The 25,425-nt window shown below is 73.5% G+C and carries 15 protein-coding genes; 4 read left to right on the forward strand and 11 right to left on the reverse strand.

The window, feature by feature from the left end; translation table 11 throughout:
- Window positions 1–230: 230 nt before the first annotated feature.
- Window positions 231–917, reverse strand: coding sequence for a DUF402 domain-containing protein (locus ACIRJT_RS03715; protein WP_402101591.1), 687 nt, complete (start codon window positions 915–917; stop codon window positions 231–233).
- A gap of 184 nt (window positions 918–1,101) precedes the next feature.
- A complete protein-coding gene (locus tag ACIRJT_RS03720; RefSeq protein WP_403903950.1) occupies window positions 1,102–2,517 on the reverse strand; it encodes a class II fumarate hydratase in 1,416 nt (471 codons plus the stop codon).
- A gap of 105 nt (window positions 2,518–2,622) precedes the next feature.
- Between ACIRJT_RS03720 and ACIRJT_RS03725 the strand changes: the two genes are divergently transcribed.
- A complete protein-coding gene (locus ACIRJT_RS03725; protein WP_403903952.1) occupies window positions 2,623–4,176 on the forward strand; it encodes a ricin-type beta-trefoil lectin domain protein in 1,554 nt (517 codons plus the stop codon).
- Window positions 4,177–4,233: 57 nt separating this feature from the next.
- Here ACIRJT_RS03725 and ACIRJT_RS03730 read toward each other — a convergent pair whose 3' ends face one another.
- The 7 genes from ACIRJT_RS03730 to ACIRJT_RS03760 form a co-directional block, all read right to left on the reverse strand.
- The gene (locus ACIRJT_RS03730) at window positions 4,234–6,774 is read right to left on the reverse strand and encodes an amino acid adenylation domain-containing protein (RefSeq protein ID WP_403903955.1); all 2,541 of its coding nucleotides are present in this window, start codon (window positions 6,772–6,774) and stop codon (window positions 4,234–4,236) included.
- A gap of 45 nt (window positions 6,775–6,819) precedes the next feature.
- Window positions 6,820–7,710: a mycofactocin-coupled SDR family oxidoreductase gene (locus tag ACIRJT_RS03735; RefSeq protein WP_403903957.1), complete on the reverse strand. Its 891-nt coding sequence runs from the start codon at window positions 7,708–7,710 to the stop codon at window positions 6,820–6,822.
- A complete protein-coding gene (locus ACIRJT_RS03740; RefSeq protein WP_403903959.1) occupies window positions 7,707–8,441 on the reverse strand; it encodes a thioesterase II family protein in 735 nt (244 codons plus the stop codon). Before ACIRJT_RS03740 ends, ACIRJT_RS03735 begins: the two co-directional genes overlap by 4 nt.
- Window positions 8,442–8,527: 86 nt before the next feature.
- Window positions 8,528–9,829: a M18 family aminopeptidase gene (locus tag ACIRJT_RS03745; protein WP_403903962.1), complete on the reverse strand. Its 1,302-nt coding sequence runs from the start codon at window positions 9,827–9,829 to the stop codon at window positions 8,528–8,530.
- Window positions 9,826–15,702 carry a MupA/Atu3671 family FMN-dependent luciferase-like monooxygenase gene (locus ACIRJT_RS03750; RefSeq protein ID WP_403903964.1) on the reverse strand — a complete coding sequence of 1,959 codons (5,877 nt, stop codon included), beginning with the start codon at window positions 15,700–15,702 and terminating at the stop codon, window positions 9,826–9,828. The genes ACIRJT_RS03745 and ACIRJT_RS03750 overlap by 4 nt, the downstream gene beginning before the upstream one ends.
- Window positions 15,699–18,974, reverse strand: coding sequence for a type I polyketide synthase (locus ACIRJT_RS03755; RefSeq protein WP_403903967.1), 3,276 nt, complete (start codon window positions 18,972–18,974; stop codon window positions 15,699–15,701). The genes ACIRJT_RS03750 and ACIRJT_RS03755 overlap by 4 nt, the downstream gene beginning before the upstream one ends.
- The gene (locus tag ACIRJT_RS03760) at window positions 18,919–20,343 is read right to left on the reverse strand and encodes an MFS transporter (RefSeq protein WP_403904464.1); all 1,425 of its coding nucleotides are present in this window, start codon (window positions 20,341–20,343) and stop codon (window positions 18,919–18,921) included. Before ACIRJT_RS03760 ends, ACIRJT_RS03755 begins: the two co-directional genes overlap by 56 nt.
- Window positions 20,344–20,425: 82 nt before the next feature.
- Here ACIRJT_RS03760 and ACIRJT_RS03765 point away from each other — a divergent pair, with 82 nt between their 5' ends.
- On the forward strand, window positions 20,426–21,427 hold the full coding sequence (locus ACIRJT_RS03765) for a LuxR C-terminal-related transcriptional regulator (protein ID WP_403903970.1): 1,002 nt from the start codon (window positions 20,426–20,428) through the stop codon (window positions 21,425–21,427).
- A gap of 14 nt (window positions 21,428–21,441) precedes the next feature.
- Here ACIRJT_RS03765 and ACIRJT_RS03770 read toward each other — a convergent pair whose 3' ends face one another.
- Together ACIRJT_RS03770 and ACIRJT_RS03775 are read right to left on the reverse strand one after the other, a co-directional pair.
- Entirely contained in the window at window positions 21,442–22,092 is a 651-nt protein-coding gene (locus tag ACIRJT_RS03770) for a DsbA family oxidoreductase (RefSeq protein WP_403903973.1), read from the reverse strand.
- Between the two features lie 108 nt (window positions 22,093–22,200).
- On the reverse strand, window positions 22,201–23,871 hold the full coding sequence (locus ACIRJT_RS03775) for a fumarate hydratase (RefSeq protein WP_032790107.1): 1,671 nt from the start codon (window positions 23,869–23,871) through the stop codon (window positions 22,201–22,203).
- 193 nt (window positions 23,872–24,064) lie between these two features.
- Here ACIRJT_RS03775 and ACIRJT_RS03780 point away from each other — a divergent pair, with 193 nt between their 5' ends.
- Together ACIRJT_RS03780 and ACIRJT_RS03785 are read left to right on the forward strand one after the other, a co-directional pair.
- On the forward strand, window positions 24,065–24,757 hold the full coding sequence (locus ACIRJT_RS03780) for a DUF1707 domain-containing protein (RefSeq protein ID WP_403903976.1): 693 nt from the start codon (window positions 24,065–24,067) through the stop codon (window positions 24,755–24,757).
- Window positions 24,758–24,933: 176 nt separating this feature from the next.
- Window positions 24,934–25,308: a WhiB family transcriptional regulator gene (locus ACIRJT_RS03785; RefSeq protein ID WP_403903979.1), complete on the forward strand. Its 375-nt coding sequence runs from the start codon at window positions 24,934–24,936 to the stop codon at window positions 25,306–25,308.
- Window positions 25,309–25,425: the final 117 nt, after the last annotated feature.

Consider the following 25,425-nt stretch of genomic DNA (forward strand, 5'->3'; position numbering starts at 1 on the left):
CCCCGCCGACGGCGGACGCGGTGAGAGGGCAGCGGACAGCGTGCACGTCTCCACCCCCTCGTAGTGGCTCCCGCGACCGAGCGGAACGTCCGGGTCCGTGGCCCGTCCCTCCGCACGACCGGTGTGGTGACTTGTGGTCAGTTCCGGTGTGGTGACCGCTGGTTGCGGTGATCAGCCCTCCGTACGACCGGACCTGCCGACCGGACCGCCCGAAGGGTCTCTCCAGGGTCTCACGACGGCATACGGGCAGGGGTGCGGTCCCAGTCATCCGGCAGCGGTGGCACCTGCCACCGCGGATCGGGCCGCCAGTGCTCCCAGCCGTCCCGGAACGGCGCCCCCCACCCGGTGATCACCTCGACCGCCGCGAGGCCCGCCGCGCGGACCCGTGCCGCGGTCTCCCGGTCCATCAGACCGACCTGCTGCGCCTGGGCGAACTCGTCCTCGTCGAGCCATTTCCAGCTGCGGTCGGGGTTCACGGAGATGTCGAGAAAGTGATCCTCGGAATCCACGCCTCCGGACCACCGGGTCCGGGGCTCCTCCAGATTCACGTACCAGTTGCGGAACATCCAGCCCCGGTCCCAGAACAGCCACACCGACCACGGGTCCCCGGGCCTGGCCAGCTTCAGCACCCCGGAGCCGAACCAGGTCGAGCGGGCCGTGGTGCGGGGTGCGGTGTAGCGGGTGGCCAGCGGCTCGGCGTGCACCTGGGTGCCGTCGGCCAGCACCGGCCGCACGCATTCGGTGCCGGGCGCCATCCAGACGGCGAGCAGCTCGTCGGTGTCCTGGACCACGGTCACCGGACGGCAGATGTGCACGGGCGGGGCGCCGGCCGTCCGGTGGGCCCGGCCGTTGTCGCGGTAGCGCCAGAGGATCCGGTCCCCCGGCGCCCAGCGTGCGTGCTCTCCCGTACCTGTCATGGAGGGATCTTACGGAGCGCTCCCACCGGCCCGCTGCGACTCAGGTCACCCGGCCCCGATCCGCCGGACACCTCAGCCGTCATGGCCACCCCAGATGTCACGGCCACCCCAGGTGTCACGCGGTCACCCCGGGGGCCGCCGGGCGCCCTCGGACGTCACCGGGCGGCGCCCTGGCGGCCCGCGCTCACGGACGCGTCATCCGCAGCACGTCCAGCGCCTCGTCGAGCTGCTCCATCGTCAGGTCGCCGCGCTCGACGTACCCCGAGGCCAGGACCGTCTCGCGGATCGTCGTCCCGTCCTTGAGCGACTTCTTGGCGACCTTCGCCGCCTCCTCGTAGCCGATGTACCTGTTCAGCGGGGTCACCACGGACGGCGAGGACTCGGCGTAGGCGCGGGCCCGTTCCACGTCGGCGGTGATGCCGTCGACCGTACGGTCCGCGAGCAGCCGGGAGGCGGCTGCCAGCAGCCGTACGGACTCCAGCAGGTTCTTCGCGATGACCGGGAGCATCACGTTCAGCTCGAAGTTGCCCGCCGCGCCGGCCGTGGCGACCGTCGCGTCGTTGCCGGTGACCTGGGCGGCGACCATCAGGACCGCCTCCGGGATCACCGGGTTGACCTTGCCCGGCATGATCGAGGAGCCCGGCTGGAGGTCGGGCAGCGCGATCTCGGCGAGGCCGGTGCGCGGACCCGACGCCATCCACCGCAGATCGTTGCAGATCTTGGTCAGCGACACGGCGATGGTCCGCAGCTGGCCGGACGTCTCCACGAGCCCGTCCCGCGCGCCCTGCGCCTCGAAGTGGTCGCGGGCCTCGGTGAGCGGCAGCCCCGTGGCGTCCGCGACCTCCGCGATCACGGCGGCGGAGAAGCCGGGCGGGGTGTTGATGCCGGTGCCCACCGCCGTACCGCCGAGCGGCAGTTCGGCGAGCCGGGGAAGGGAGGTGCGCAGCCGCTCCACGCCGTAGCGGATCTGGGCCGCGTAGCCGCCGAACTCCTGGCCGAGGGTGACCGGGGTGGCGTCCATCAGATGCGTACGGCCGGACTTCACGACCTCCGCGAATTCGGCCGATTTCCGCCCCAGGGATTCCGCCAGGTGGTCCAGGGCGGGGATCAGGTCGGCGGTGACGGCGGCGGTGGCGGCGATGTGGATGGAGGACGGGAAGACGTCGTTGGACGACTGGGAGGCGTTCACGTGGTCGTTGGGGTGGACCTCGCGGCCGAGGCGCTCGGTGGCGAGGGTGGCGATCACCTCGTTGGTGTTCATGTTCGACGAGGTGCCCGAGCCCGTCTGGAACACGTCGACCGGGAAGTGCGCGTCCCAGCGGCCCGAGGCGACCTCGGCGGCGGCCTCCTGGATCGCGGCGGAGATGTCCGGATCCAGTACCTTCAGCTCGGCGTTGACCTTGGCCGCCGCGCCCTTGATCCGGGCCAGCGCCTCGATGTGCGCCCGTTCGAGCCGCTGCCCGGAGACGGGGAAGTTCTCCACCGCCCGCTGGGTCTGGGCGCGCCACTTGGCATCCGCGGGGACCTTCACCTCGCCCATCGAGTCGTGCTCGATCCGGAACCCGCTGTCACGGGGCGTGTCACCTGACGTGTCGACCATGGTGTTTAAACCTCCTGAAAAAGATGAGCACTTCTCTTGTTCCGTGTATTCCCAAGTCGCCTACCGACCAGTAAATACCGGGGGTAACCACTACCGGGAGGCGCAATGAGGCGCACCAGCACCAGACTTCGAGGGCTCGGAAGCCTTCGCCGGCTCCGTGTCACGGTCGCGGCCGCCGTCGCTCTCGCGGCCGCCGTCGGCGGTATGGCCGCCGCCGGACCCGCGGGCGCGACGGAGTCGGGTACCAGCTCTATCGCATCCACCCCTCTCCCGCCCGCGCTGGAAGCCGTCCGGGCCGCCGAGGCCACCCAGCTGTACGGGAGCCCCGCCGAGCGCCCGCTCGGCGACCGCAGGACCGGGCTGATCTCGCTCGGCGACAGCGAGATCTCCGGCGAGGGCGTCGGCACCTACGACCCCGGCACCAACGGGCCGGACAACTGGTGCCACCGCTCGCCGGACGCCGCCATCCACCGCACGGGCATCGCGGCGGACGTCACGTACAACGTCTCGTGTTCCGGCGCCTATACCGGAAACATCAAGATCGGCGGAAACAAGCAGTACGCCGACGAACTCGTGCAGAGCGACAGCCTCGCGATCAAGGCCCGCAACACCCGCATCAAGATGATCGTCCTGGTCGCCGGGGCCAACGACGACCTCCAGTTCGGCCCGGTCATGACCGACTGCGTGGTCCGCTACATCAGTCTCCAGGGCCCCTGCGAACCGAAGTACGCGGGCGGCTGGCAGGCCCGGGTCGACGCGCTGGTCCCCAAGGTCGAGCAGACCGTCCGCGACCTGCGCACCGTCATGACGGGCGCCGGGTACGCCAACAACGACTACAGGCTCGTCCTCATGGGCTACCCGAGCCCGATCGGCCCGGACTTCCGCGACAACCCGAAGTTCCCCGGCAAGCTCGTCTGCGGCGGGCTCGGCTACGACTCCGACACCGTCTGGGGCCGCAACACCGCCGTGCCCGCCTTCCAGGTCGGCATGCGCAAGGCCGCCGCCGCCACCGGGGCGTCCTACCTCGACAACTCGCGGCTCTTCCACGGCCACGAGGTGTGCACCGAGGACACCTGGGCGCGCGGGCTGTTCATCGACGTGACCAAGCCGGGCCTGCCCGACGAGAACTCCGTGCGGCAGTCCTTCCACCCCAACGCGGCCGGCCACCGGGCCTTCGCCTCCTGCCTCACCCAGCTGTACGACTCCGGGCTGCGCGAGGCGAGCTGCGCCGACCCGGCGAGCACGGGGAAGCCGGTCCTGACGGGAGCGGCCTTCGACGACCTGTTCGCCCCGCTGAAGAACGAGGCGACCGGGGCCTGTGCGGACGTGCCTGCCTCGGTCACCCGTAACGGCACCGCGATCGGCGGCTGGGACTGCCACGGCGGGCGCAACCAGAGCTGGTGGTACGACGCCGGTACGCAGACGGCGCGGACCGCGCTGAGCCACGACCGCTGCCTGGACGTGCCGGGCGCGAAGTACGACGCCGGCGCCACGCTCGTCGTGTGGGACTGCTCGGGCGCGGCCAACCAGAAGTTCGTCCGGCAGGCGGGCACCGTCCGCCCGGCCGCCGCGACGAACCTGTGTCTGACGCTGGCGGGGGCCAAGGACCCGCTCAGGCTCCAGAAGTGCGACGGCGGCGCGAACCAGCGCTTCGTGTAACCACCGCGTGCGAGGGGGCGGCCGGCGTGACGCGGTCGCCCCCTCCTCATGCCGCTCTCACGCCTCCGGGAACAGCGCTTCGGACAGCGCCCCCAGCGTCGGCGTCAGATACAGCTGCCGCAGCGGTATGCCCGGCAGCCCGCGCTCCCGGGCGAGCGTGGCGATGCGGATCGCGTACAGCGAATTGCCTCCCAGGTCCCAGAAGCCGTCGTCCGGGCCGATCTCCTCGACGCCGAGGACCTCCCGCCAGATGGCGGCGAGGACGGTGGTGGGGGAGGCCTCCACGCGGGGCGGTGGGGCAGGGGTCCGGCGTGCTCCGGGCGCGGGCAGCCGGGCCGGGTCCAGCTTGCCGTTCGCGGTGAGGGGGAGGGCCGGCAGCACGGTCACCGTCACGGGCACCATGTGCGGGGGGAGCAGCCGGGCGGCCCGTGCCCGCACGGGCCCGGCGTCCTCGCCCGCCCCCGGTGCCGGGACCACGTACGCGTCGATCCGCACGGCCGCGGCGTCGCCGCCCCCGCCGGTCACGGTGACCGCGACCGCCGACACCGCCGGGTCCTCCAGCAGCACCTGCCGGATCTCGCCCGGCTCGATCCGGAAGCCCCGCACCTTCACCTGGTCGTCGATCCGGCCCAGGTGCTCCAGCGTCCCGTCGGGCAGCAGCCGCCCCAGGTCGCCGCTGCGGTAGAGCCGCCCGGCCGGGTCCAGGGGGTCCGGGACGAAGCGTTCGGCGGTCAGGGCGGGCTGGTGCAGATAGCCCAGCGCCACGCCCGACCCGCCCACATGGATCTCCCCGGGCGCCCCCGGCGGCACCGGCCGCCCGCGTCCGTCCAGCACCCGGACCGACCAGCCCGGCAGGGGCCGTCCCACCGACCGGGACCCGGCGAGCGCTTCGCGGCGGGTCACCGTGGCCGCCGTGACATGCACCGTGGTCTCGGTGATCCCGTACATGTTGACCACCCGGCAGCGGTCCTCCGGGTGCCGGTCGAACCAGTCCAGCAGCGGGCGGGCGTCCAGCGGCTCGCCGCCCAGCACCACCAGCCGCAGGGCGGACAGCCCGCCGCCCGTCCGGTCGGCGGCGGCGAGCTGGGTGAACGCCGACGGGGTCTGGCTCAGCACGCTCACCCGCTCCCGTGCCAGCAGCGCGTGGAAGTCCTCCGGCGAGCGCGAGGTCCAGTGGTCCACGAGGACCAGTCGGCCGCCCGTCAGCAGCGCCCCCCAGATCTCCCACACCGAGAAGTCGAACGCCGCCGAGTGGAAGCACGTCCAGGTGTCGCCGGGGGAGAGGGCGAAGTCGTCGCGGACGGCGTCGACCAGGGCCGTGACGTTGGCGTGCGGGACGAGCACCCCCTTGGGGCGGCCGGTCGATCCCGAGGTGTGGATGACGTAGGCGGGGGCGCCGGCCTCCCTCCGTTCCGCCGCGGGGCGGGGCGGGTGGCCGGTCAGGGCGGCCGGGTCCTCGACGGTCAGCCGGACCCCGGCGTCCTTCGCGGTGCGCTCACGCCGGTCCGCCGGATGCTCCGGATCCAGCGGTACGTGGACCGCGTCCGCCTTCAGGACGCCGAGCATCACCGCCACCAGGTCGGCTCCGCGGGGCAGGCAGAGCCCCACGAGGTCACCGGGGCGGACGCCGTGGGCGTACAGGCCGTCGGCGAACTCCTCGGCCAGGTGGTTCAGTTCGGCGTAGGTGAGGGAGGCGGGCCCGGCGGTGAGCGCGGGAGCGTCCGGGCGGGCGGCGGCCTGGGCGGCGAAGGCCTCGTCGACGCGGAGGGCGGGGGTCCTTCGCGGTGAGCCGGCGGTCAGTTGCGCCGCCGACTCCGCCTTGCTCAGCGGATCCAGGACCGAGAGCGGGGTGTTGGGCGAGCCGCTCACCAACTGCTCTCGTACACGCCCCACTTGACTCGCCGGTACGGGGAGGGCGTCCGGACCGGTCGGCAGCGTGGCGGGTCCGTCCCCGTCGCCCGCCAGCATCAGCGCGGGCGGTTCCTCGCCCTCGGCCGGAGGGTCCGGCTCCGTGGCGAGCAGGTCGGCCACCGTCCGGCCGGGCGACAGGTCCGCCGTGAACACCGCGTACCCGTCGAGCGCCCCCAGCGCGTACGGAGGCCGGTCCCGGGCCGGTACGGGGACGGCGACGCGCACCGTGGCCGCGCCCGTGTACCGCCCTGCGGTGAGCGCGAGCGCGACGGCGAGCCCCCGGGTCTCCTCGGCCACGCGCAGGTCCGGGGGGAGCGGCCCGTCGTGCGGCGACACCGCGTCCGGGGGCACCTCGCCCAGCAGCACCCGGGCGACGGTCCGCAACGACCGGGCGTCCAGCGCGGCTCCGTCGGCGGTCAGGACGAGGTCGGCGGGGCGCTCGTCCGCGTACCGCAGCAGCACCGCGCGCAGCCGGTGGCCGGGCGCGACCGGCCGGCCGGCCTCGGCCGTGCGCCGCCGGGCGGCGGCGCCGGACCCGGCCGGGGCGGGCACGGTCTCCGTCCACAGCCGGGGGCGGCGCTCCCCGGGCCACCACAGTTCGGCCGCCGCCGTCAGGGCGGCGGCGAGCGCGATATCGGCGAAGGACGGCGGCAGACGGACCGTCAGGGAATGATGGGCAGGCGGCACGTGCACAACCTCTCGTCCACGGAGGGGAAACGGCTGATACGACGGTCAGCGGGCGGTGAACCCGCCGTCCACGGTCACCACGCTGCCGGTTACCTGCCGGGACTCGTCCGAGGCCAGCCAGAGCACCGCGTCCGCCACATCGCCCGGCTCCACCAGAGCGTTCATCGGCTGGTCCCGGAGGAACGCGGCCTCGTGCTCCGCGACCGGCACCTCCAGCGAGCGGGCGATCTCCGCCAGCATCCGGCCCTCCATCGCCTCGTCGTCCCGCACCGAGCCCGGACACACCGCGTTGACCCGGACCTTCCGGGGCGCGTAGTCCAGGGCCACCGCCTTCGTCAGGCCGACCAGACCGTGCTTGGCCGCGACGTACCCCGCGAAGTGCCGGTAGCCCACCAGGCCCGCCGTCGAGGCGATGTTGACGATCGAACCGGACCCCTGAGCGGCCATCCGGCCGCCGACCGCGCGGATAGCCCGCCACGCACCGCCCAGATCCACGTCGATCATCAGCTGCCACTCGGCCTCGGTGATCTCGTGCGCCGGGCGGCCCGAAGGGGCGGCGATGCCCGCGTTGTTGACCAGGACGTCGATCCGCCCGAAGCGCTCCTCGGCCGCCTCCGCCACCGACTCCAGCGCCGCGAGGTCCCGGACGTCGGCCTGCCGGGTCAGCACGGCGGACCCGGCCTCGCGGCAGAGCCGCCCGGTGTGCGCGAGCTGCGAGGCCGAACCGAGCGGATACGGCACCCCGGGAAGCCCGCCCGCCACGTCCAGCAGCACCAGGTCCGCACCCTCGCGGGCGAACGCCAGCGCACAGGCCCGGCCGAGACCGCGTGCCGCTCCCGTGATCAGCGCCGTACGACCGGCGAGCCGGGTGCCGCCGCCCGCCGGTCCAGGACCACGTCCGCCGGCGGCACGCCCCGGGCCACCGCCGCCCGTCACCGGCCCCTCGCCGCGCGTACCTCGGCGGCCACCAGCTCCAGCAGCTCGCCCGGCCGCTCGGTGAGATACATGTGCCCGCCGGCCGGCTCGGCCACCGTCAGCTTCCCCGTCGTCGCCCGGCCCCACTCGGCGGCCTCCGCCGCCCCGACCAGGGCGTCCTCCCGCCCCCGGACGGAGATGACCGGGACACCCAACGGCCTGTCCGTGGACGGCGTATACGTCTCGTGGAGCCGGACGTCCGCCCGCAGCGTCGGCAGCAGCAGCTCCCGCATCTCCGGGTCGGCCAGCGCCGGATGGTCATATCCGGCGAACGCCCGGACCCGGGCGGCGAACTCCTCGTCCGGCAGCCCGTCCGCCCGGTCCGTGCGCGGCGTCCAGGGGCCGGGCGCACCGCTGACCACCAGCGCGGCCAGGCGGATCGGCCCGCCCGACCGCTCGATCCGGTGCGCCAGTTCGTACGCGAGGACCGCGCCCATGCTGTGCCCGAACAGCACGACCGGGCCGCCGGTCCCGTCCTCCTCACCGAGGACCGCCGTCACCTGCGCGTACGCGTCGTCGACGGCCGGGGCCGCCGAGGTGTGGGCGGGCTCGGGGAACCGCTTCTCCCGGCCCGGCAGCGACACCGGGAGGATCCGCAGACCCTCCGGGGCCAGCTTCTTCCAGGGCGTGAAGAAGGAGGGGCCCGCCCCGGCGAAGGGCAGGCAGATGAGGACGGTCTCTTCGTCGGCCACGGTCGTTCCTGTTCTCTTTCTCTGCTACCGGCGTTCTCTGCTGCCGGCGTTCCCTGTCACCGGAGTTCGGTGCTACCGGATTTCGGTCAGTCCCCGACCATGATCGTGGTGAGGATCGCGGCGAGATGGCCCGGGTCACGCACCCCGCACAGCTCGCGCGCCGAGTGCATCGACAGGCCCGGCACCCCGACGTCCACCGTGGTGACGCCGAGGCGGGCCGCCGTGAGCGGGCCGATCGACGTACCGCAGGGCATCGCGTTGTTGGAGACGAACGGCTGCCAGGGCGCTCCGGCCCGCTCGGCAGCCGCCGTGAACACCGCGATACCGGTGGAGTCGGTGGCGTACCGCTGGTTGACGTTCACCTTGACCGTCGGGCCGCCGTTCGGGAGCGGGCGGTGGTCGGGGTCGTGCCGCTCCGCGTAGTTGGGGTGCACCGCGTGCGCCATGTCGGCGGAGACGCAGAACGCGCCCGCCAGCGCCCGCGACCAGTCCTCGTCGCTGCCGCCGCGCGCCGACACGGACCGCGACAGGATCCGCTCCAGCAGCGGGCTCTGCGCACCCGTCTCGGAACCGCTGCCGACCTCCTCGTGGTCGAAGGCGGCCAGCACCGGTACGAAGGAGGGCTGCGTGGTCCCCGTCGCCGCGTCCACCAGCGCGGTCACCCCGGCGTGCACCGAGACCTGGTTGTCCAGCCGGGAAGCCACCACGAACTCCCGGTCCACGCCCAGATATCCGGGCGGCTGGATGTCGTGCAGCATCAGGTCCCAGGCCAGCACGTCCGCCGGGTCCTCCCCGGCGGCCGAAGCGACCCGGCGCAGCAGCTCGCCCTCCCGCGGGTCGCCCAGCGCCCAGATCGGCGCGATGTGCCGCTGCCGGTCCAGGGCCACGCCCTCGTTCACCGAGCGGTCCAGGTGAATGGCCAACTGCGGCACCCGCAGCAGGGGTTCGTCGATCTGTACGAGCCGGCTGCGCGGGACGCCGTCGGGGCCGCGCAGGGCGAGCCGGCCGGAGACGCCCAGGTCGCGGTCGAGCCAGGTGTTCAGCGGGACCCCGCCGTAGATCTCCACCCCGATCTGCCGCCAGCCCGACGTCCCGGTGTCCGGAGCCGGTTTGATCCGCAGGTTCGGCGAGTCGGTGTGGGTGCCGACGATCCGGAACGGGGTGTGGGCGGGCGCGCCCTCGGGGACGTACCAGGCGATCAGCGCACCGGCGCGGCTGACGAAGCAGCCGCCGGTCGCCCCGGTCCAGTCGTCCGTGCCGCGCAGTTCGCGGAACCCGGCCTTCTCCAGGCGCTGGGCCGCACTGGCCACCACGTGGTACGGAGAAGGGCTGGCGGCGATGAAGGAGAGCAGGTCGTCGGTGTGGCTGCGGTGGGGGGCCGGAGTCATACGGCGTCCGCCTTTCCGGTGTTCGGCAGTGACTGGGAGGGTGACGGTCCGCCGGGCTGGTCGGGCCCGGCGCTCGCGTCCCCGGCGGAGCCTCCGGAGCCTCGGCCCGGCGGCCCCTGCCAGGGGCGCTCCCCGAGGAGTTCCCGCACCGGCCGGTCGGGCCGGGCGCTGAACTCCGCGAGCAGGTCGGTGTACGACGAGAGAAGGTCGTGGGCACTCTCGTGGTCCCACAGGTCGGTGGAGAATTCCAGGAACGTTCGATAACCCTTCGCGGGGTCCCGGCGCGGCGCAAGCCCGAAGCACAGCTCGCTGCGGGAAAGCGGCGGTGCCAGATCGGCCACCTCGACCCGGAGCCCGGGGATCTCGATGTCCGTGTCGACGGAGTTCTGGAACGCCAGGACGTGCGGCACCCGGTCGGGGACGCTGACAGCGCCCGCGTCCCGCATCGCCTGCATGATGCGCGCGGTGGGAAGAACATGCGCCATGGCACCGAGCGCGCCCGCGCCCGTACGGACCGCGAGCTCCGCGCACGTCTCGTCAAGATTGGCTGAATCCAGTCGTACGCGGACCATCACCGCGGTGGACGTCATCGCCACGAGCGACTCCGAAGCGGTGCTCTCGCGGTTGGCGTACGGCACGCTCAGCAAGGTGTCCTCCTCTCCCGACAGCCCGGTCAGGAACACCCCGAGAGCCGCCGCCGCGACCGCGAACGGGGTGGTGCGCCGGTCGGCCGCCAGCTTCTCCACCGCCGCCCGCACCGCACCCGTCGCGACCCCGCGCACCGTGTCCCCGTGGCCGCTCAGCTTCTGCGGCCGCGGCCGGTCCGTCGGTACGGGGACGGCGGACGGCACCCCGTCCAGATAGCGGGCGCAGAACGCGGCCCGCTCCGCCTCGGCGGCGGGATCGTGCCGCTCCCGCTGCCACCGGGCGTACCCGGGCGCCTGCATCGCCGGATCGGGCAGGCCGTGCGGGACGCCCGCGGCGGCGGCCGTGTAGAGCGCGGCGATCTCCGAGAGCAGCACGGACAGCGACCAGCCGTCGGCGCAGATGTGGTGCAGGACGAACATCAGCTCCCAGCGGTCCTCCTCGACCCGCAGCAGCCGCGTCCGGGGCCGGAGCGACCGCGTCAGGTCGAAGGGGGCCGCCGCGTCGGCCCGGCACAGGGCGTCCGCCCGGGGTTGCCGCTCGTCGGCGGGGAGGCCGCTCAGCTCCTCCACCGGCAGCGCCACCGGCTCCGCCGCCAGCACCTCCTGCCACCACGGCCCGTCCGGCACCCCTTCCTGCGCGAACCTGGTCCGCAGCCCGTCGTGCCGGGCGACCAGCTCGGTCACGGCGGACCGCAGGGCCGCCGGGTCCAGCGCCCCGGTGAACGTGATGCGCGTCGGTACGTTCCACACGGCGGGGTCGGGCATGGTGTGGTGCCCGGCGATCATCCGGGCCTGCTGGTCGCTGACGGGGGCGCGGTCGACGACGGCCGCGACGCCCGTCTCCGGGGCGTCCGCTTCCGTGCCGCCCGTCTCCGGGCCGTTCGTCTCCGGCCCGTCCTTCTCCGCCGGGCCGTCCGCTTCCGGGCCTCCCGTCAGCTGCCCGGTCATGGCCCGCAGGGTGGCGTCGGCGAAGAAGTCCGCCAGCGGGTAGTCGACTCCGAGCGTGTCCCGGACCCGGTTCACCAGGCGGATCGCGGCGATCGAATTGCCGCCCAGATCGAAGAAGTTGCCGTCGTCCGCGAAGCCGTGCACGCCGAGGACGGACTCCCAGACCTCGCGGAGGAGCGCGGCGGTGCCGGAGGCCGCCCGGGTGCCCGGCTCCGCACTCTCCGGCTCGGCCCTCTCCGGCTCCACCGCGTCAGGCCCCACCGCGTCCGGGGCCGTCATCGTGTCCAACCGCTCGTCCAGCTCGGCGAGATACCCCTGCGCCGTCGCCGCGTCGAACAGGTCCGCGTCGTAGCGCAGCCGCAGCCGCAGGCTCCCGTCCGGGACGTGGGTGGCCATCAGCGCCAGCTCCAGCGGCGCCGACTCCGTCCCGGCCGCCACCGCCTCCGCCCGCAGCCCGGGCAGGTCGATTCCGGCCAGCGCCGCCCGGTCCAGATCGACCGATACGGTCACCAGCGGGCGCGGATTCCCCGGGTCCGGGTGGACGGCCGCCAGGAGCGCGTCCAGGTCCACCCCGCTGTGCTCGTCCGCCGCGAACAGCGCCCGCCCGGTGGCCCGTACGGCCTCCGGTGGCGGGGTCGCGTCGGTGGCGGACAGCGGCAACGGCAGCAGCGCCACATGGAACCCGACCGTGTCCGCCGTCGCGGCCGGCCGCCGCCCGAACGTCGTGCCCAGCAGGAACGCGTCCTGCCCCGACCGCCGCCGCAGGACCAGCTGCCAGGCCGTGCACAGCGTCGCGAACAGGGTGACGCCCTGCTGCCCGCTCCACTCCCGCAGCCGGTCCGCCCGCTCCCGGCCCACGGTCCGGGCCACCGCCCCGCCGCGCCCCGCCACCCGGCGACCGCGCGGCCGGTCCGTCGGCAGGACCAGCACCGGCGGCCGGTCGCCCAGCGCCTCGCGCCACCAGGCCAGATCGGCCGCGTCGCCCGAGGGCTCGGGGGCTTCGACGGTCGTTCCGGCGGGTCGCTCGAAGACCGGCGGGCGTCCGGCGCGGGCCGCCGTGTACAGCTCCCGGAGGTCCCCGGCGATCAGCGCGGCCGAGTGCGCGTCCGTGATGATGTGGTGCGTACCGAGCACCAGGACGTGGTCGTCCTCGGCCAGCCGGAGCAGCCGGGGCGTGAACAGCGGTCCCGCGGCCAGGTCGTAGGACCGGCCGCTCTCCTCGGCGAGCAGTGCCCCGATCGCCCGGTCGGCGTCCTGCCCCCGGGCGTCGGTCACCGTCAACGGGATGCGGAGCCCGTTCCGTACGACCTGGACGACGCCCGCCTCCTCGGCCCGGAACACCGTGCGGAGCCCCGCGTGCCGCTCGACCAGGCCGTCCACCGCCGCCCGCAGCGCCGCCACGTCCAGCGGACCGCGCAGCCGCACGGCGCCCGTCTCGTTGTACGCCGCCGGGTTCTCCAGCAACCGCGCGGCCAGCCACAGCCGCCGCTGCGCCGAGGTGGCGGGCGCGACGGTGTCCGGAACCTGGGCGTCCGGAACCCTGGTGTCCTGCTGCCGTTCCCGGGTGCCCCGCTCCCGCGTCCGGCGGCGCAGCACGTCCAGGCGCTCCAGCCCCGACCGCAGCCGCTCCCGGTCCATCCCGAAGTCGACCAGGGCCGCGATCTCGTCCACCCCGGCCCCGTGCAACGCGTCGACCAGCGGCGCGACGCTCGTCGGCGTGCCGATCAGGGCCCGCCGGTCGCAGTAGCGGTCGTACGCGCGGCGGAACAGATAGTCCAGGTCCTCCTCGCTCGCCGCCGCGACGTCCTCGTGCCGGGACCCCGCGGCGGTGGCCGCCGAGCGCATCAGGAGCGAGGACCGCAGATACCGCACCATCGGCTCCAGCGCCTCGGCCCGGGCGGTGGCGTGGTCGTCGCCGAGATACGTGTGCACCAGCACCGTCACCCGCCCGCCCGCGGGGTCGAGCCCGCACTCCGCACGCGTACGCCGGTAGTGCGCGACGTTCGCGCCCAGCTCGTCCACGGTCTGGCTCATCAGGTTGGTGACGACCCCGAGGCCGCGCCGGGCCGCCTCCTCGTACGACGCCCGCTGCCCGGAGGTGGCGAGGAAGAACGGCGGCTCCTCCTGCACCGGGCGCGGCCGGATCCGGATCTCCGCCTCCGCGCCCTCGCCCGTGCGCCGCCGCACCGCCTCCCCGCGCCACAGCCGGCGCACCTCGTCGAGGTGGTCGAAGGCGATCCGCCGCCGGTCCGCGAACCGGTCCGGGTGCAGGGCGAAGTCCCGGGCGTGCCAGCCGGTGGCGCAGCCGATGCCGACCCGGCCGCCGGAGAGGTTGTCCACCACCGACCACTCCTCGGCGACCCGCACCGGATCGTGCAGCGGCAGCACCACCGAGCCCGCGTTGATCCGGACGCTCCCGGTCTCCCGCGCCACGGCGGCGGCGAGCACGGCGGGGTTCGGGAAGATCCCGCCGAAGGAGTCGAAGTGCCGCTCGGGCAGCCAGACGGAGGAGAAGCCGTGCTCGTCGGCGAAGCGGGCGGTCTCCAGGACGGTGTCGTACGCCTCCGGGACGCCGCTGCCGCCACTCCCGGCGCCGCCGGTGTCCGGGTGGTCGCCGAAGAAGTAGACGCCGAAGTCGGGTGCGGGACGGCGTGCTTCGGCCCGCTTCACCGCGGCCGGACGGGTGGACCGGGGGAAGAACCCGCCGTCGCGCAGCTCGCGCAGCGATCCCTCCACCGCCTCCGCGACCCGGTTCACGTCCTCCTCCGTGTGGGCGGTGGAGAGGTAGAAGCTGCGCCACTCCCATACGTACACGCCGCGCAGTTGGAGGTGGTGGTAGAGCAACTCCAGGTCGGCGCGGTGCCGGAAGCGGAACATCGACCCGAAGTGGGCCAGTTCGAGCGGGAATTCCTCGTCGCGGAAGAAGGTGTTGAGCCGGTCCGCGAGCGCCTGGGTGCGCGCGTTCAGCCCGCTCTGGAGCCCGGGCCCCCGTTCGGTGAGGTGGGTGAGCACCGCACGGGCCGCCGCCATCGACAGCGGGTGCTGCATGTACGTGCCGCCGATGAACGTGGTCTCGCGCGAGGGGCCGCCGGGCTCTCCGTACCGCCAGAAGCCGCCGTCCACCCCGTCGAGCAGATCCGCCCGCCCGGCCACCGCGCCGATCGGGAAGCCGGCCCCGAGCGCCTTGCCGTACGTGGCGAGGTCCGGCACCACCCCGAAGTGATCCTGTGCGCCGCGCGGGTGGGGGCGCAGCCCCGTCAGCATCTCGTCGAAGAGCAGCACGATGCCCCGGCGCGCCGTGAGTTCGCGCAGCGAGCGGACGAACTCCACGGGCCGCAGGCCGGGGTTGCGGCACTGCACGGGCTCGACGAGCACGGCCGCGATGCTGTCCCCGAGGGCGTCGATCGCCTCCAGGGACTCCTGGTCCCCGTACTCCAGCACGATCAGCTCCGCCACCGCGCTGGCCGGGATGCCCCGGGAGACCGGCACCGCGTGCTGCCCGGGGCCGCCCGGCCGGCCGAGGACGGAGTCGATGTGCCCGTGGTACGAGCCCCGGAACATGACGACCTTGTCGCGCCCGGTCGCGGCGCGGGCCAGCCGGATCGCGGCCGAGTTCGCCTCCGTGCCGGACGAGGCGAAGGCGACCCGGTCCAGGCCGGTGAGCGAGGCGAGCAGGGCCGCGGCCTCCCCGGTGTCGGGGGACCGGGGGCCGAAGCGCAACCCGTCGGAGAGGTGGCGGCGCACGGCGTCGGTGACGGGCTCCGCCTCATGGCCCAGCAGCAGCGCGCCGAACCCCATGGTGATGTCGGTGTAGGTGTTGCCGTCCACGTCGGTGAGCCGGGAGCCGTACGCCGAGCGGGCCGCGACCGGATAGAGCATTTCCTTGGTGGCGTCCCGGAACCCCACGACCGCGCGGCTGTCGGCGAGCACCGAACGGTGCCGCTGGGCCGACTCCTTGGAGGTGCGGGTGCGCTCGGTGAACCGCCGGACCAGGGAGGCGGTGTGGGCCCGCTGGGCCTCGTCGGCCCCCGCCCCGGCCATCCCGCCCGCCGCGTCCACGACGAGACGGGGGCCGTGGGCGGTCTCCCCGGCGGCGTGCTTCGAGCCCTCCGCCGAGACCTGGCCGCGGGCTTCCGCGAGCCGGGCGGTGAGCGCGCGGGACAGCTCCGCCGCGCGGGCCACGGCCCCGGCGGCCGCTTGGGCGGCGGCGCCGGCGGCGTCCGTCCCGGTCACGGCCCCGGTCACGGCCTCGGCGGAGCCGGGTATCCCCGCGCTCATCGCCCGTCCGTCCCCGTGGTGCGGGCGGTCAGCAGCGCGACGGCCTCGGAGAGCTGGGTGAGCATGACGGCCTGGGTCTCGGCCAGTTGACGTAGCTGCTCGGACAGGGCGGCGACCTCGGCCCGGGTCGCGTACACGGGCGCGCCCGTGACCGGCGCGTCCGTGACCGGCTCCACCATCGCGGGCCCCGGCTCCACGGCCGTCGGCGCCGACTCCACGTACGCCGCCGTTGTCGCGGGGGCCGCCCGCCCGGCTATCAGCGCCGCCGTCAGCCGGGGTGTGCCCGCCTCCTCCAGGACCTCCCGCATGCTGATCTCCGTGCCGAACTCGGCCTCCAGCTGCCGCACCATCCCGATGAGCTGGAGCGAGTCCGCGCCGAGGCCGACGAACGTACGGTCGGCGGCGACCTCGCCGGGCCGGTGGCCGAGATGGCGCGCGGTCAGCTCCAGCACCCTGTCCAGTACGGCCTGTTCGGTCATGCGGTCCTCCGTGGAGCCTGGGGATGGGTGAGCGGCCCCGCCCGCCGGGGCGGTCAGCTCCGTGAGCGAGGTGATCGAGGAGAGCGGGCTGGGCGAGCTGGGCGGCACCGGGGGTGTGTACGGGGCCGGGCCCCTCCAGTGCGATCGGCGCTGGAAGGGATACGTGGGCAGCCGGACGCGCCGGCCGCCGCAACGCTCCAGCAGCGCCGCCCAGTCCACCCCTGCTCCGGCGCAGTGCAGCGCGGCCACCGCCCGCTCCCACTGCCGCGTCGGTACGCAGACCGCGTCCGGCAGTGACCGGCGGACCATCCCCGTCAGCACGGCGGACGGGCCCAGCTCCAGCAGCGGCGGGGACCCGGCCAGCCGGTCCAGGACGGCGGCGAAGTCGGCCGTGCGGCGGGCCTGCGCGACCAGGTAAGCGGCGTCCGGGCGCCACCCCGCGGGGCGGACCGTACCGTCGATGCCGTCGACGAACTCCGTGTGCAGAGGCCGGAGTTCGGCCTTTTCGGCCAGTACCCGGAAGTCCTCCAGGGCCGGTTCGAGCAGTGCCGTGTGGAACGCCCGGTCCACCGCCAGCACCTCGTACGCCTCACCCCGCGCCGCCAGCAGCGCCCGTGCCGCGTCCACCGCCTCCGGCGGGCCGCCCAGCACGTGGTGCGCGGCTCCGTTGACCACGGCGAGCTCCAGCCCGGGGACGGCGGCCAGCAGCTCCCGCACCCGGGCCCGGGGGACGAACGCGGAGACCATCGCGCCCGGGGCCGCCCGCTCCAGCATCAGCCGCCCGCGCCCGCACACCAGCCGCATCGCCTCCTCGGTCTCCAGCGCCCCGGCCACGCACAGCGCCGCGTACGCGCCGACGCTGTGCCCGGTGACCCGGGCCGGGGTGATCCCGAGCCTCTTCCACAGCCGGGCCTGGGCGATCTGGAGGGCGAACAGGGCGGGCTGCGCGAAGGCCGTGTCCCACCGCTCGGGGCCCTGCCCGTCGACGATCCGGGTGAGGAAGTCGTCCCGTCCGGTCTCCTCCGCGTACACCCGGGCGCAGCCTTCGAGCACCTCGGCCACCACCGGGAAGCGCGCGGCGAGCTCCGCGCCCATGCCCGGATGCCCGCCGCCCTGGCCGCTGAAGAGGAACACCGGCCGCCCCTCCCGTACGCCGTCGACGACGCCGGTCGTGTACGCCTCGCCCGCCGGGGCCCCGGACAGGAACGCGTCGAGGCCGGCCACCGGGTCCGCGGCCGTGACGACCAGCCGGTGCGGCAGGAGCCGCCGCCCGAGCGCGGTGCTGGTCAGCAGATCGGCGGGCGGCGGGGGCGATCCGCCCGCCAGGCGGTCCCGGAGGGAGACGGCGTACGCCCGCAGCGCGCCGCCGTCGGCGGCCGAGAGCGGCAGCAGCGCGGGCGCGGGCACGTCGTCGGCGGACGCGGTGTGCGGGGTCTCCGGCGCCTGTTCCAGGATCACATGAACGTTCGTACCGCCCATGCCGATGGAGTGCACACCGGCTCGCCGCACCCCCGCCAGCGGCCAGGGCCCCTCCCGTACCGGCAGCAGGAACGGGCTGTCGTCCACCGCCAGCGCCGGGTTGGGCCGGGAGAAGTTCACCAGCGGTGGGACCACCCCGTGCCGCAGCACCTCGACGGCCTTGACCAGCCCCGCCAGCCCCGCGGCGCTGTCCAGGTGGCCGATGGCCGGTTTCGTCGAGCCGAGCGCGCAGAAGCCGGTCCGGTCGGTGTGCGCGCGGAACGCCTCGGTCAGGGCCGCGAATTCGATCGGGTCGCCCTTCAGCGTGCCCGTGCCGTGCGCCTCCACGTAGCCGATCGACGCCGCGTCCACGTCCGCCGCGCGCAGCGCCCCGAGCACCGCGTCCCGCTGCCCGGCGACCCCGGGGGCGGTGAACCCTCCCCTCCCCGTACGGTCGTTGGTCGCCTTGTCCGAACCGTCGTTGGTGACCGCCGAGCCCAGGATCACCGCGTGCACGGTGTCGCCGTCGGCGAGCGCGCGTGCCAGCGGTTTGAGGAGGACGGCGGCGGCCCCGTTCCCGCCGACCGTGCCGTCCGCGTCCGCGTCGAAGGCCCGGACCGTGCCGGTGGGGGAGAGGGTGGAGCCCTTCACCGGGACCTGGCCGGTGACCTCCGGCAGATGCAGGGCCGCGGAGCCCACCAGCATCAGCTCCGCGTCCCCGGCGCGCAGCGCCTGGCAGGCCAGGTGCACCGAGACCAGAGCGCTGGAACAGGCCGTCGACACGGTCAGCGCGGGACCGGTCAGACCGAGCCGGAAGGCGGCCCGGGTGGCGGTGAAGTCGGGGTAGTTGCCGACCTGGACCTGCTTGGCGGTCATCCAGTCGCCCGAGGAGGCCTCCGCCGCCAGGTTCTCCGCGAGATAGCTGTGCAGCGAGTACAGGCGGTAGCCGGAGCTGCCGTACACCCCGATCCGTACGCAGTCGCCGTCGCTGTTCGCGTAACGGTCCTCGCCACCCGCGTAACCCCCGTCCTCCAGGGCGTGGAAGCAGCACTCCAGGAACAGCCGCTGCTGCGGATCGGTCAGCTCCGCCTCCCGCCCGCTCATCCCGAAGAACCCTGTGTCGAAGCCGTCCACGTCCCCCAGGAGCGCGCTCGCCCCGCCGAACCCCGGCCGCTCGTACTCCGCCGCCGGGACCCCCGCCGCGGCGAACTCGGCCCGGGTGAAACGGCGTACGTGACCGGCTCCCGCCCGGATGTCGCGCCAGTACGCCTCGGGGGTGTCAGCCCCCGGAAACCTCAGCGCCGTCCCGATCACCGCGATCCGGTCGTCCCTCAACGGCTTCTTCCTTTCGCAGCCCCGCACGCCCCGTAAGCCCCGCACGCTCCGCCCGCCGCACTCCCGCCACCCTCAGCAGGAACACCACGGCGACGACGATGGCGGCGCCGTGGGACCAGCCCACCACGGCCAGCGGGGAGAACCGGTCGAGGGCCGCCGCCACAAGGATCATGCCGACGCCGAAGCCGAGGTTCTCGAAAGTGGCCGAAAGACCGAAGGCATGGCCGCGCAAGGTGGCCGGAAGTGTCTGGAGATGCGAGGTGTACGCGACCTCGGTGAGGCCGTCCGCGGCCCCCGCGATCAGCGCGATCACCGCGGTCACGGCCAGCGGGAACCCGGCGAACGCCGCGATGAACGCCGCCGACATCACCACCGTGCCGTAGCCGAAACCGAGCGCTCCCACAGAGCGCCCGGTGCGCTGCGCGTACCGCTGGATCACCTGCTGGGCCCCGATGTTGCCCAGCGCCCACACACACCAGAACGCGCTGACGAACACCGCGGGGTTCGACGCGTCGAGCGAGGTGGAGTAGATCGGCAGCGCCGCGTTGTGGGACGAGGAACCGAACGCGTCGACCCCGCGCAGGGCCACCATCAGTCCCATCCCGGGTGCGGCGGCCAGCGCGAGGAAGGCCACGGGCCGCCAGCGCCTGGCGCCCTTCGCGGACGAGGCGCCCGAGGCGTCCTTCCCTGCCCCGGAGCCGTCCGCTCCCTTGCCGTTCGCTGCCCTGTCGCCCGCTCCCTTGCCTCCGGCGATCGGCAGCAGGGCCACCGTCACCGCGCAGGCCACGAACGTCGCCATGTCGACCAGGAAGGCCGCTGTGTACCCGACGAGGGACACCACCAGGCCCGCCGAGGCGAACCCCGCCACCATGGCCAGTGAACGACCGGTGATCGAGAGGGAGTTCGCCCAGGCCCTGCGGTCCTCCCCGACCATCTCCGGGATCGAACTGCGCAACGCCACCATGAACAGCGTCCCGCACGCCCCGATCACCACGGAGACGGCCATCAGCGCCCCGGTCAGCAGGCCGTCCGGCGCCAGGATGAGCACCAGCATCACGGCGCCCTGCGCGACATTCGCCCACAGCATGATGCTTTTCGCGCTGAAACGGGCGAGCAGGCCGCCCACGACGAGACCGGCGACGAATCCGGAGGCGAGCCGCACCGCCATGAACAGCCCCATGGCCAGCGCCCGGCCCGTCGTCTCGTAGACGAAGAGATTCAGCGCCACCATATTCAGGAATGTGCCGTAGGAAGACACCGCGTATCCGGCGACGAGGAATCGGAAACGCCGCTCGGAGACCGCGGTGTCCCGGTCCTTCCGGGCGCCGCCGTCCGCCTCGTCCGTTTTCGGCCCGTCCGCGTTGTCCATTCCAGATGTCACCCGGACATACTCGTCGAGCGCGGGCGCCGGACGAGGGACTGCCGAGTGCACAAAGGTAATCTGCATCCTTGTGAAGGACGATCATTCCCCCTCACCGGTATGTGATTGCCGTGAATCACCCTCGGACCGGTCGATACCGGAACAACCCTGCGAGGCGGCGCTCGCGGCCTATCGCCGTGCGCTGACGGAGGGCGGCCTCGCGGCCGGCGCCGCGCCCCCCTGCCTGCTGTCCCTGCATCTGATGGTGGCCGACCAGGAGTCGCCCGGCTACCTCATACCCGTGCCGCCGGAGACCGCCTCCTTCGCGGCGCTCGCCCCGATCGAGGAGGCGATCGTCGAGCAGCGCCGCACCCTGCGCTCCGCCCGCGCCACCCTCGCCGCCTTCGAGGGCCTCTACACCGAGATGAACCGGCCGGAGCGCCGCGCCCTCACCCGGCTCTCCGGCACGGCCGTCATCGGCAAGGCCCTGGACGCCGGGGTCAGCGGCTGCCGCGCCGAGGTCCGCACCGCCCACCCCGGCGGCGGACGCCCCGCCCACGTCCTGGAGCAGGCGCTCCCGCGCGACCTGGGCAACCTGCGCCGCGGCATCCGGCAGCGCACCCTCTACCAGCACACCGTCCGCTCGGACCGCACCACGCTCGCCTACATCGAGCAGGTGACCGCCGAGGGCGCCGAGATCAGGACCCTGGCCGAGGTCGTGGACCGGTTCATCGTCTTCGACCGGGACCTCGCCCTCATCCCGTTCTCCGACGAGCCGCACACCGCGCTGCGCGTCCAGCACCCGTCACTGGTCCGCTTCCTGGTCCGCCACTTCGACGAGGCGTGGTCCCGCGCGGTCCCGGTCCGGCCCGAACGCGCGCCGCTGCGCACCCCCGTGGTCACCTCCGACCTCCAGCGCGCCATCCTCCAGGCCGTCGTCAACGGCGAGACGGACGCCGCCATCGCCCGCCGGATCGGCATGAGCCGCCGCAGCGTCGCCGAGCACATGCGCAAGGTGTCCGAGCAGCTGGGCAGCAACAGCCGGGCGCAGCTGGGGTATCTGGTCGCGACCTCGGGCCTGCTGGACGGCTGAGAACGCGCGTCCTGTCAGGCCCTGGTCAGCAGCAGGGCGTGTCGCAGCCGGGCGAGGATGTCGGCGACGGAGAGCGCCCCGGAGACGGCCCGCCGTCCGTTGAACGAGAAGCTGGGCACGCCGGTGACTCCGAGTCGGGCGGCGCGCTGTTCGTCGGCGCGCACCGCCTTCCCGAACCGGTCGCCGTCCAGCAGCCCCGCCACCTCCGCGGTGTCGAGCCCGGCCTCGGTGCCGAGCCGGACGAGCGTCTCCCGGTCGCCCAGGTAGGCCCCTTCGGCGGTGTATCCCCGCATCAGACGCTCGCGTACCGGCTCGCCGAGCGAGCGGTGCTCGCCGAGATGGATGAGGCGGTGCACATCGAAGGTGTTGACCGGCACGGCGTTCTCCAGCCGGTACTCCAGCCCCATCTCGGCGGCGAGCCGGGTGACCATCGCCAGGCCCGCGGCAGCCTGCTCGGGCGACATGCCGAGATCGCGCCGCATGCACTGGGGAATCGTCAGCGTGCCGTCCTGGGGCCCGTCCGGGTCCAGTTCGAAGCTCCGCCAGGCGACAGTGACAACGTCGCGTTGCTCGAACCGCTCCAGAGCGGCCTCGAAGCGGCGCTTGCCGATATAGCACCAGGGGCAGACGACGTCGGACCAGATCTCCACGGTGATCTCGCTCATGGACGCCACCGTAGAGGGCGGGCTTTCTTTTCGTAAGGACATACCTCGCGGTAAGCGCCGACACGGCTGTGGGCCGGGCGGGATCGCCCGGCCCACAGCCGTGTGGTCTCAGCCGAGACCCGGCCCCCGCACCGGAATGCTGGTGAACGTCGGAGCCGGGGCGGGCTCGGTGAAGAAGTCGTTGCCCTTGTCGTCGACGACGACGAACGCGGGGAAGTCCTCGACCTCGATGCGCCAGACCGCCTCCATGCCGAGCTCCTCGTACTCGACGACCTCGACCTTCTTGATGCAGTCCTGCGCGAGGCGGGCGGCGGGGCCGCCGATCGAGCCGAGGTAGAAGCCGCCGTGCGCGTCGCAGGCGTCGGTGACCTGCTTGCTGCGGTTGCCCTTGGCGAGCATCACCTTGGAGCCGCCCGCCGCCTGGAACTGCTCCACGTAGGAGTCCATCCGGCCGGCCGTCGTCGGGCCGAAGGAGCCGGAGGCGTACCCCTCGGGCGTCTTCGCCGGGCCCGCGTAGTACACCGGGTGGTCCTTCAGGTACTGCGGCATCTCCTCGCCCGCGTCCAGCCGCTCCTTGATCTTGGCGTGCGCGATGTCGCGGGCCACCACCAGCGGGCCGGTCAGCGAGAGCCGGGTCTTGACCGGGTACTTGGTCAGCTCGGCCAGCACCTCGTCCATCGGCCGGTTGAGGTCGATCTCCACGACGTCCCCGCCCGCCCCGTCGAGGTGCTCGTCGGTGGTGTCGGGGAGGAAGCGCGCGGGGTCCTTCTCCAACTGCTCCAGGAAGACGCCCTCGGCGGTGATCTTCGCGGTGGCCTGGCGGTCGGCCGAGCAGGAGACGGCGATGGCGACGGGCAGCGAGGCCCCGTGCCGGGGCAGCCGCACCACGCGCACGTCGTGGCAGAAGTACTTGCCGCCGAACTGGGCGCCGATCCCGATCCGCTGCGTCAGCTCGAAGACCTTCTCCTCCAGCTCCTTGTCCCGGAAGCCGTGTCCGGTGGGCGAGCCCTCGGCGGGCAGCTCGTCCAGGTAGTGCGCGGAGGCGTACTTGGCGGTCTTCAGCGCGAACTCCGCCGACGTGCCGCCGACCACGATCGCCAGGTGGTACGGCGGGCAGGCCGCGGTCCCCAGCGAGCGGATCTTCTCCTCCAGGAACTTCATCATGGAGGCCTCGTTCAGGACGGCCTTCGTCTCCTGGTAGAGGAACGACTTGTTGGCCGAGCCGCCGCCCTTCGCCATGAAGAGGAACTTGTACGCGCCGCCGTCGGTGGCGTACAGCTCGATCTGCGCCGGGAGGTTGGAGCCGGTGTTCTTCTCGTCCCACATGGTCAGCGGCGCCATCTGCGAGTAGCGCAGGTTGAGCTTGGTGTACGCGTCGTAGATCCCGTGCGACAGGGCCTCCTCGTCACCGCCCTCGGTCAGCACGTTCTGCCCGCGCTTGCCCATGACGATCGCCGTACCGGTGTCCTGGCACATCGGCAGCACGCCCGCGGCGGCGATGTTCGCGTTCTTCAGGAGGTCCAGCGCCACGAACTTGTCGTTGGAGGACGCCTCCGGATCGTCGACGATCCGCCGCAGCTGGGCCAGGTGGGCCGGGCGCAGATAGTGCGAGATGTCGTGCATCGCCTCGGCGGCCAGCGTGCGCAGCGCCTCCGGGTCGACCTTGAGGAACGTCCGGCCGTCGGCCTCGAAGGTGGAGACACCCTCGGCGGTCACCAGACGGTACGGCGTGGTGTCCTCCCCCAGGGGGAGCAGATCGGAGTACGCAAACTCTGCCATGACGGCCATTCCTCACTCGGCGACAGCGGCTGGCCTCCCTCGGGCAGCGCATCCACCAGGGTAGAGCGCCGCCTCCTGGAGGTTCCTGTGAGGTAAGGCTCACCTGGACGCCGCCGCGGGGCGGTGCGCGGGGCCCGGGGCACACCGGTTGGAGGGGTAGTCGCGATCTATCGCGTTTGGGTACGCTGGGTCGGTGGACCTAGAGAAGCAGCCCCAGCAGCCCCTCGCGCCGGCCGTCCCGCCGCCCGCCGAAGTCCTGGACGGCGATGGCATCCGCGCCTCCGACGCCGACCGCGACCGGATCGCGGACATCCTGCGGGAGGCGATGGCCGAGGGCCGTCTGACGGCGGACGAGCACGCGGAGCGGATCGACCTGGTCTATCGGGCCAAGACTGTCGGCGAACTCCAGCCGATGGTCCGGGACCTGCCCGCGTCCTCCGGGCCCACGGTCCGCCCGGACTCCCAGCCCTATGTCTACGGCCCCGAGAGCCCCGACGGCCCCGCGGAGAACCTCGTCGCGGTCTTCAGCAGCGCCACCCGCAAGGGCCGTTGGCGGGTCGGCGGCCGGACGAACGCCTTCGCGCTCTTCGGCAGCGTGGAGATCGACCTGACCGAAGCGCTTTTCGGCCAACGCTTCACCGTTATCAATGCGACGTCCATCTTCGGCAGCGTCGACGTCCGGGTGCCGGAGAACATTTCCCTGCGCGGCAGCGGCACGGGCGTCTTCGGTACGTTCGAAGTGCGCACGCTCGAATCCGCGGACCCGGAAGCACCGGTCGTCGTGGTCAACGGCTATTCCGTGTTCGGGAGCGTGGAAGCCAGGCCGAAGCGGGGCAAGTTCGTCGCGGACCTCCAGCGGCGGCTGCGCAAACATCTCGGCCACTGAATACGGCGGGGCGCACGCCCTCCGGTAATCGGCCATGAATCGGCCATAAAGCCGCGGGGGCGCATTGCGGTGCCTCGGGCGCTGGTGCCACGCAGTGCATAGGCGTACGTACAGCGGGTAGGGAATGCTGCATCGACTCTCGCTCGCGAAGCCGTAGCCGTCGTCAGGAGTAGACCGTGCTGCAACCGCCGCATCAGCCTCTGCAGGTCGCCGCCGTTCCGGCCCAGCGGACCCCCGCCCGGGAGGACGACGCGGGCCCCTGGCACTCCGATGCGGCCTGCCGCCGCGACGAGGCCGGCCTGTTCTTCGCCCCGTCGAAGGAGCCGACCGCGGCCCGGCTGGCCCGCGAGGAGGCCGCCAAGCGGGTCTGCGCCCGGTGTCCGGTCATGGTGGAGTGTCGCGAGCACGCGCTGATGCAGCCCGAGCCGTACGGGGTGTGGGGCGGCCTCACCGCGGCGGAGCGCCGGGTGGCGCTGGCCCGGCGACGACGCCGGGACATCGAGCTCACGGCCGCCGCGACGAAGGCCGAGCACATAGCCGCGGCGGGCTGAACGCGCCCGCGTACACGGGGATCCGCGGACAACAGCCTCCCATGTACACGGGATCCGCGTGTACGGGGAGGGGGTGCGGGGCGCGGACCATCGCTCCCCGCACCCCCTCCCCGTTCC

It is taken from the genome of Streptomyces sp. NPDC102283 (assembly GCF_044766265.1).
Classification (GTDB): Bacteria; Actinomycetota; Actinomycetes; order Streptomycetales; family Streptomycetaceae; genus Streptomyces.

Excerpts from the sequence above, each read along its gene's own strand:
- ACIRJT_RS03715 (WP_402101591.1), bottom strand. The coding sequence starts at position 917 with ATGACAGGTACGGGAGAGCACGCACGCTGGGCGCCGGGGGACCGGATC.
- ACIRJT_RS03720 (WP_403903950.1), bottom strand. The coding sequence starts at position 2,517 with ATGGTCGACACGTCAGGTGACACGCCCCGTGACAGCGGGTTCCGGATC.
- ACIRJT_RS03725 (WP_403903952.1), top strand. The coding sequence starts at position 2,623 with ATGAGGCGCACCAGCACCAGACTTCGAGGGCTCGGAAGCCTTCGCCGG.
- ACIRJT_RS03745 (WP_403903962.1), bottom strand. The coding sequence starts at position 9,829 with ATGACTCCGGCCCCCCACCGCAGCCACACCGACGACCTGCTCTCCTTC.
- ACIRJT_RS03750 (WP_403903964.1), bottom strand. The coding sequence starts at position 15,702 with ATGAGCGCGGGGATACCCGGCTCCGCCGAGGCCGTGACCGGGGCCGTG.
- ACIRJT_RS03760 (WP_403904464.1), bottom strand. The coding sequence starts at position 20,343 with ATGGACAACGCGGACGGGCCGAAAACGGACGAGGCGGACGGCGGCGCC.
- ACIRJT_RS03770 (WP_403903973.1), bottom strand. The coding sequence starts at position 22,092 with ATGAGCGAGATCACCGTGGAGATCTGGTCCGACGTCGTCTGCCCCTGG.
- ACIRJT_RS03775 (WP_032790107.1), bottom strand. The coding sequence starts at position 23,871 with ATGGCAGAGTTTGCGTACTCCGATCTGCTCCCCCTGGGGGAGGACACC.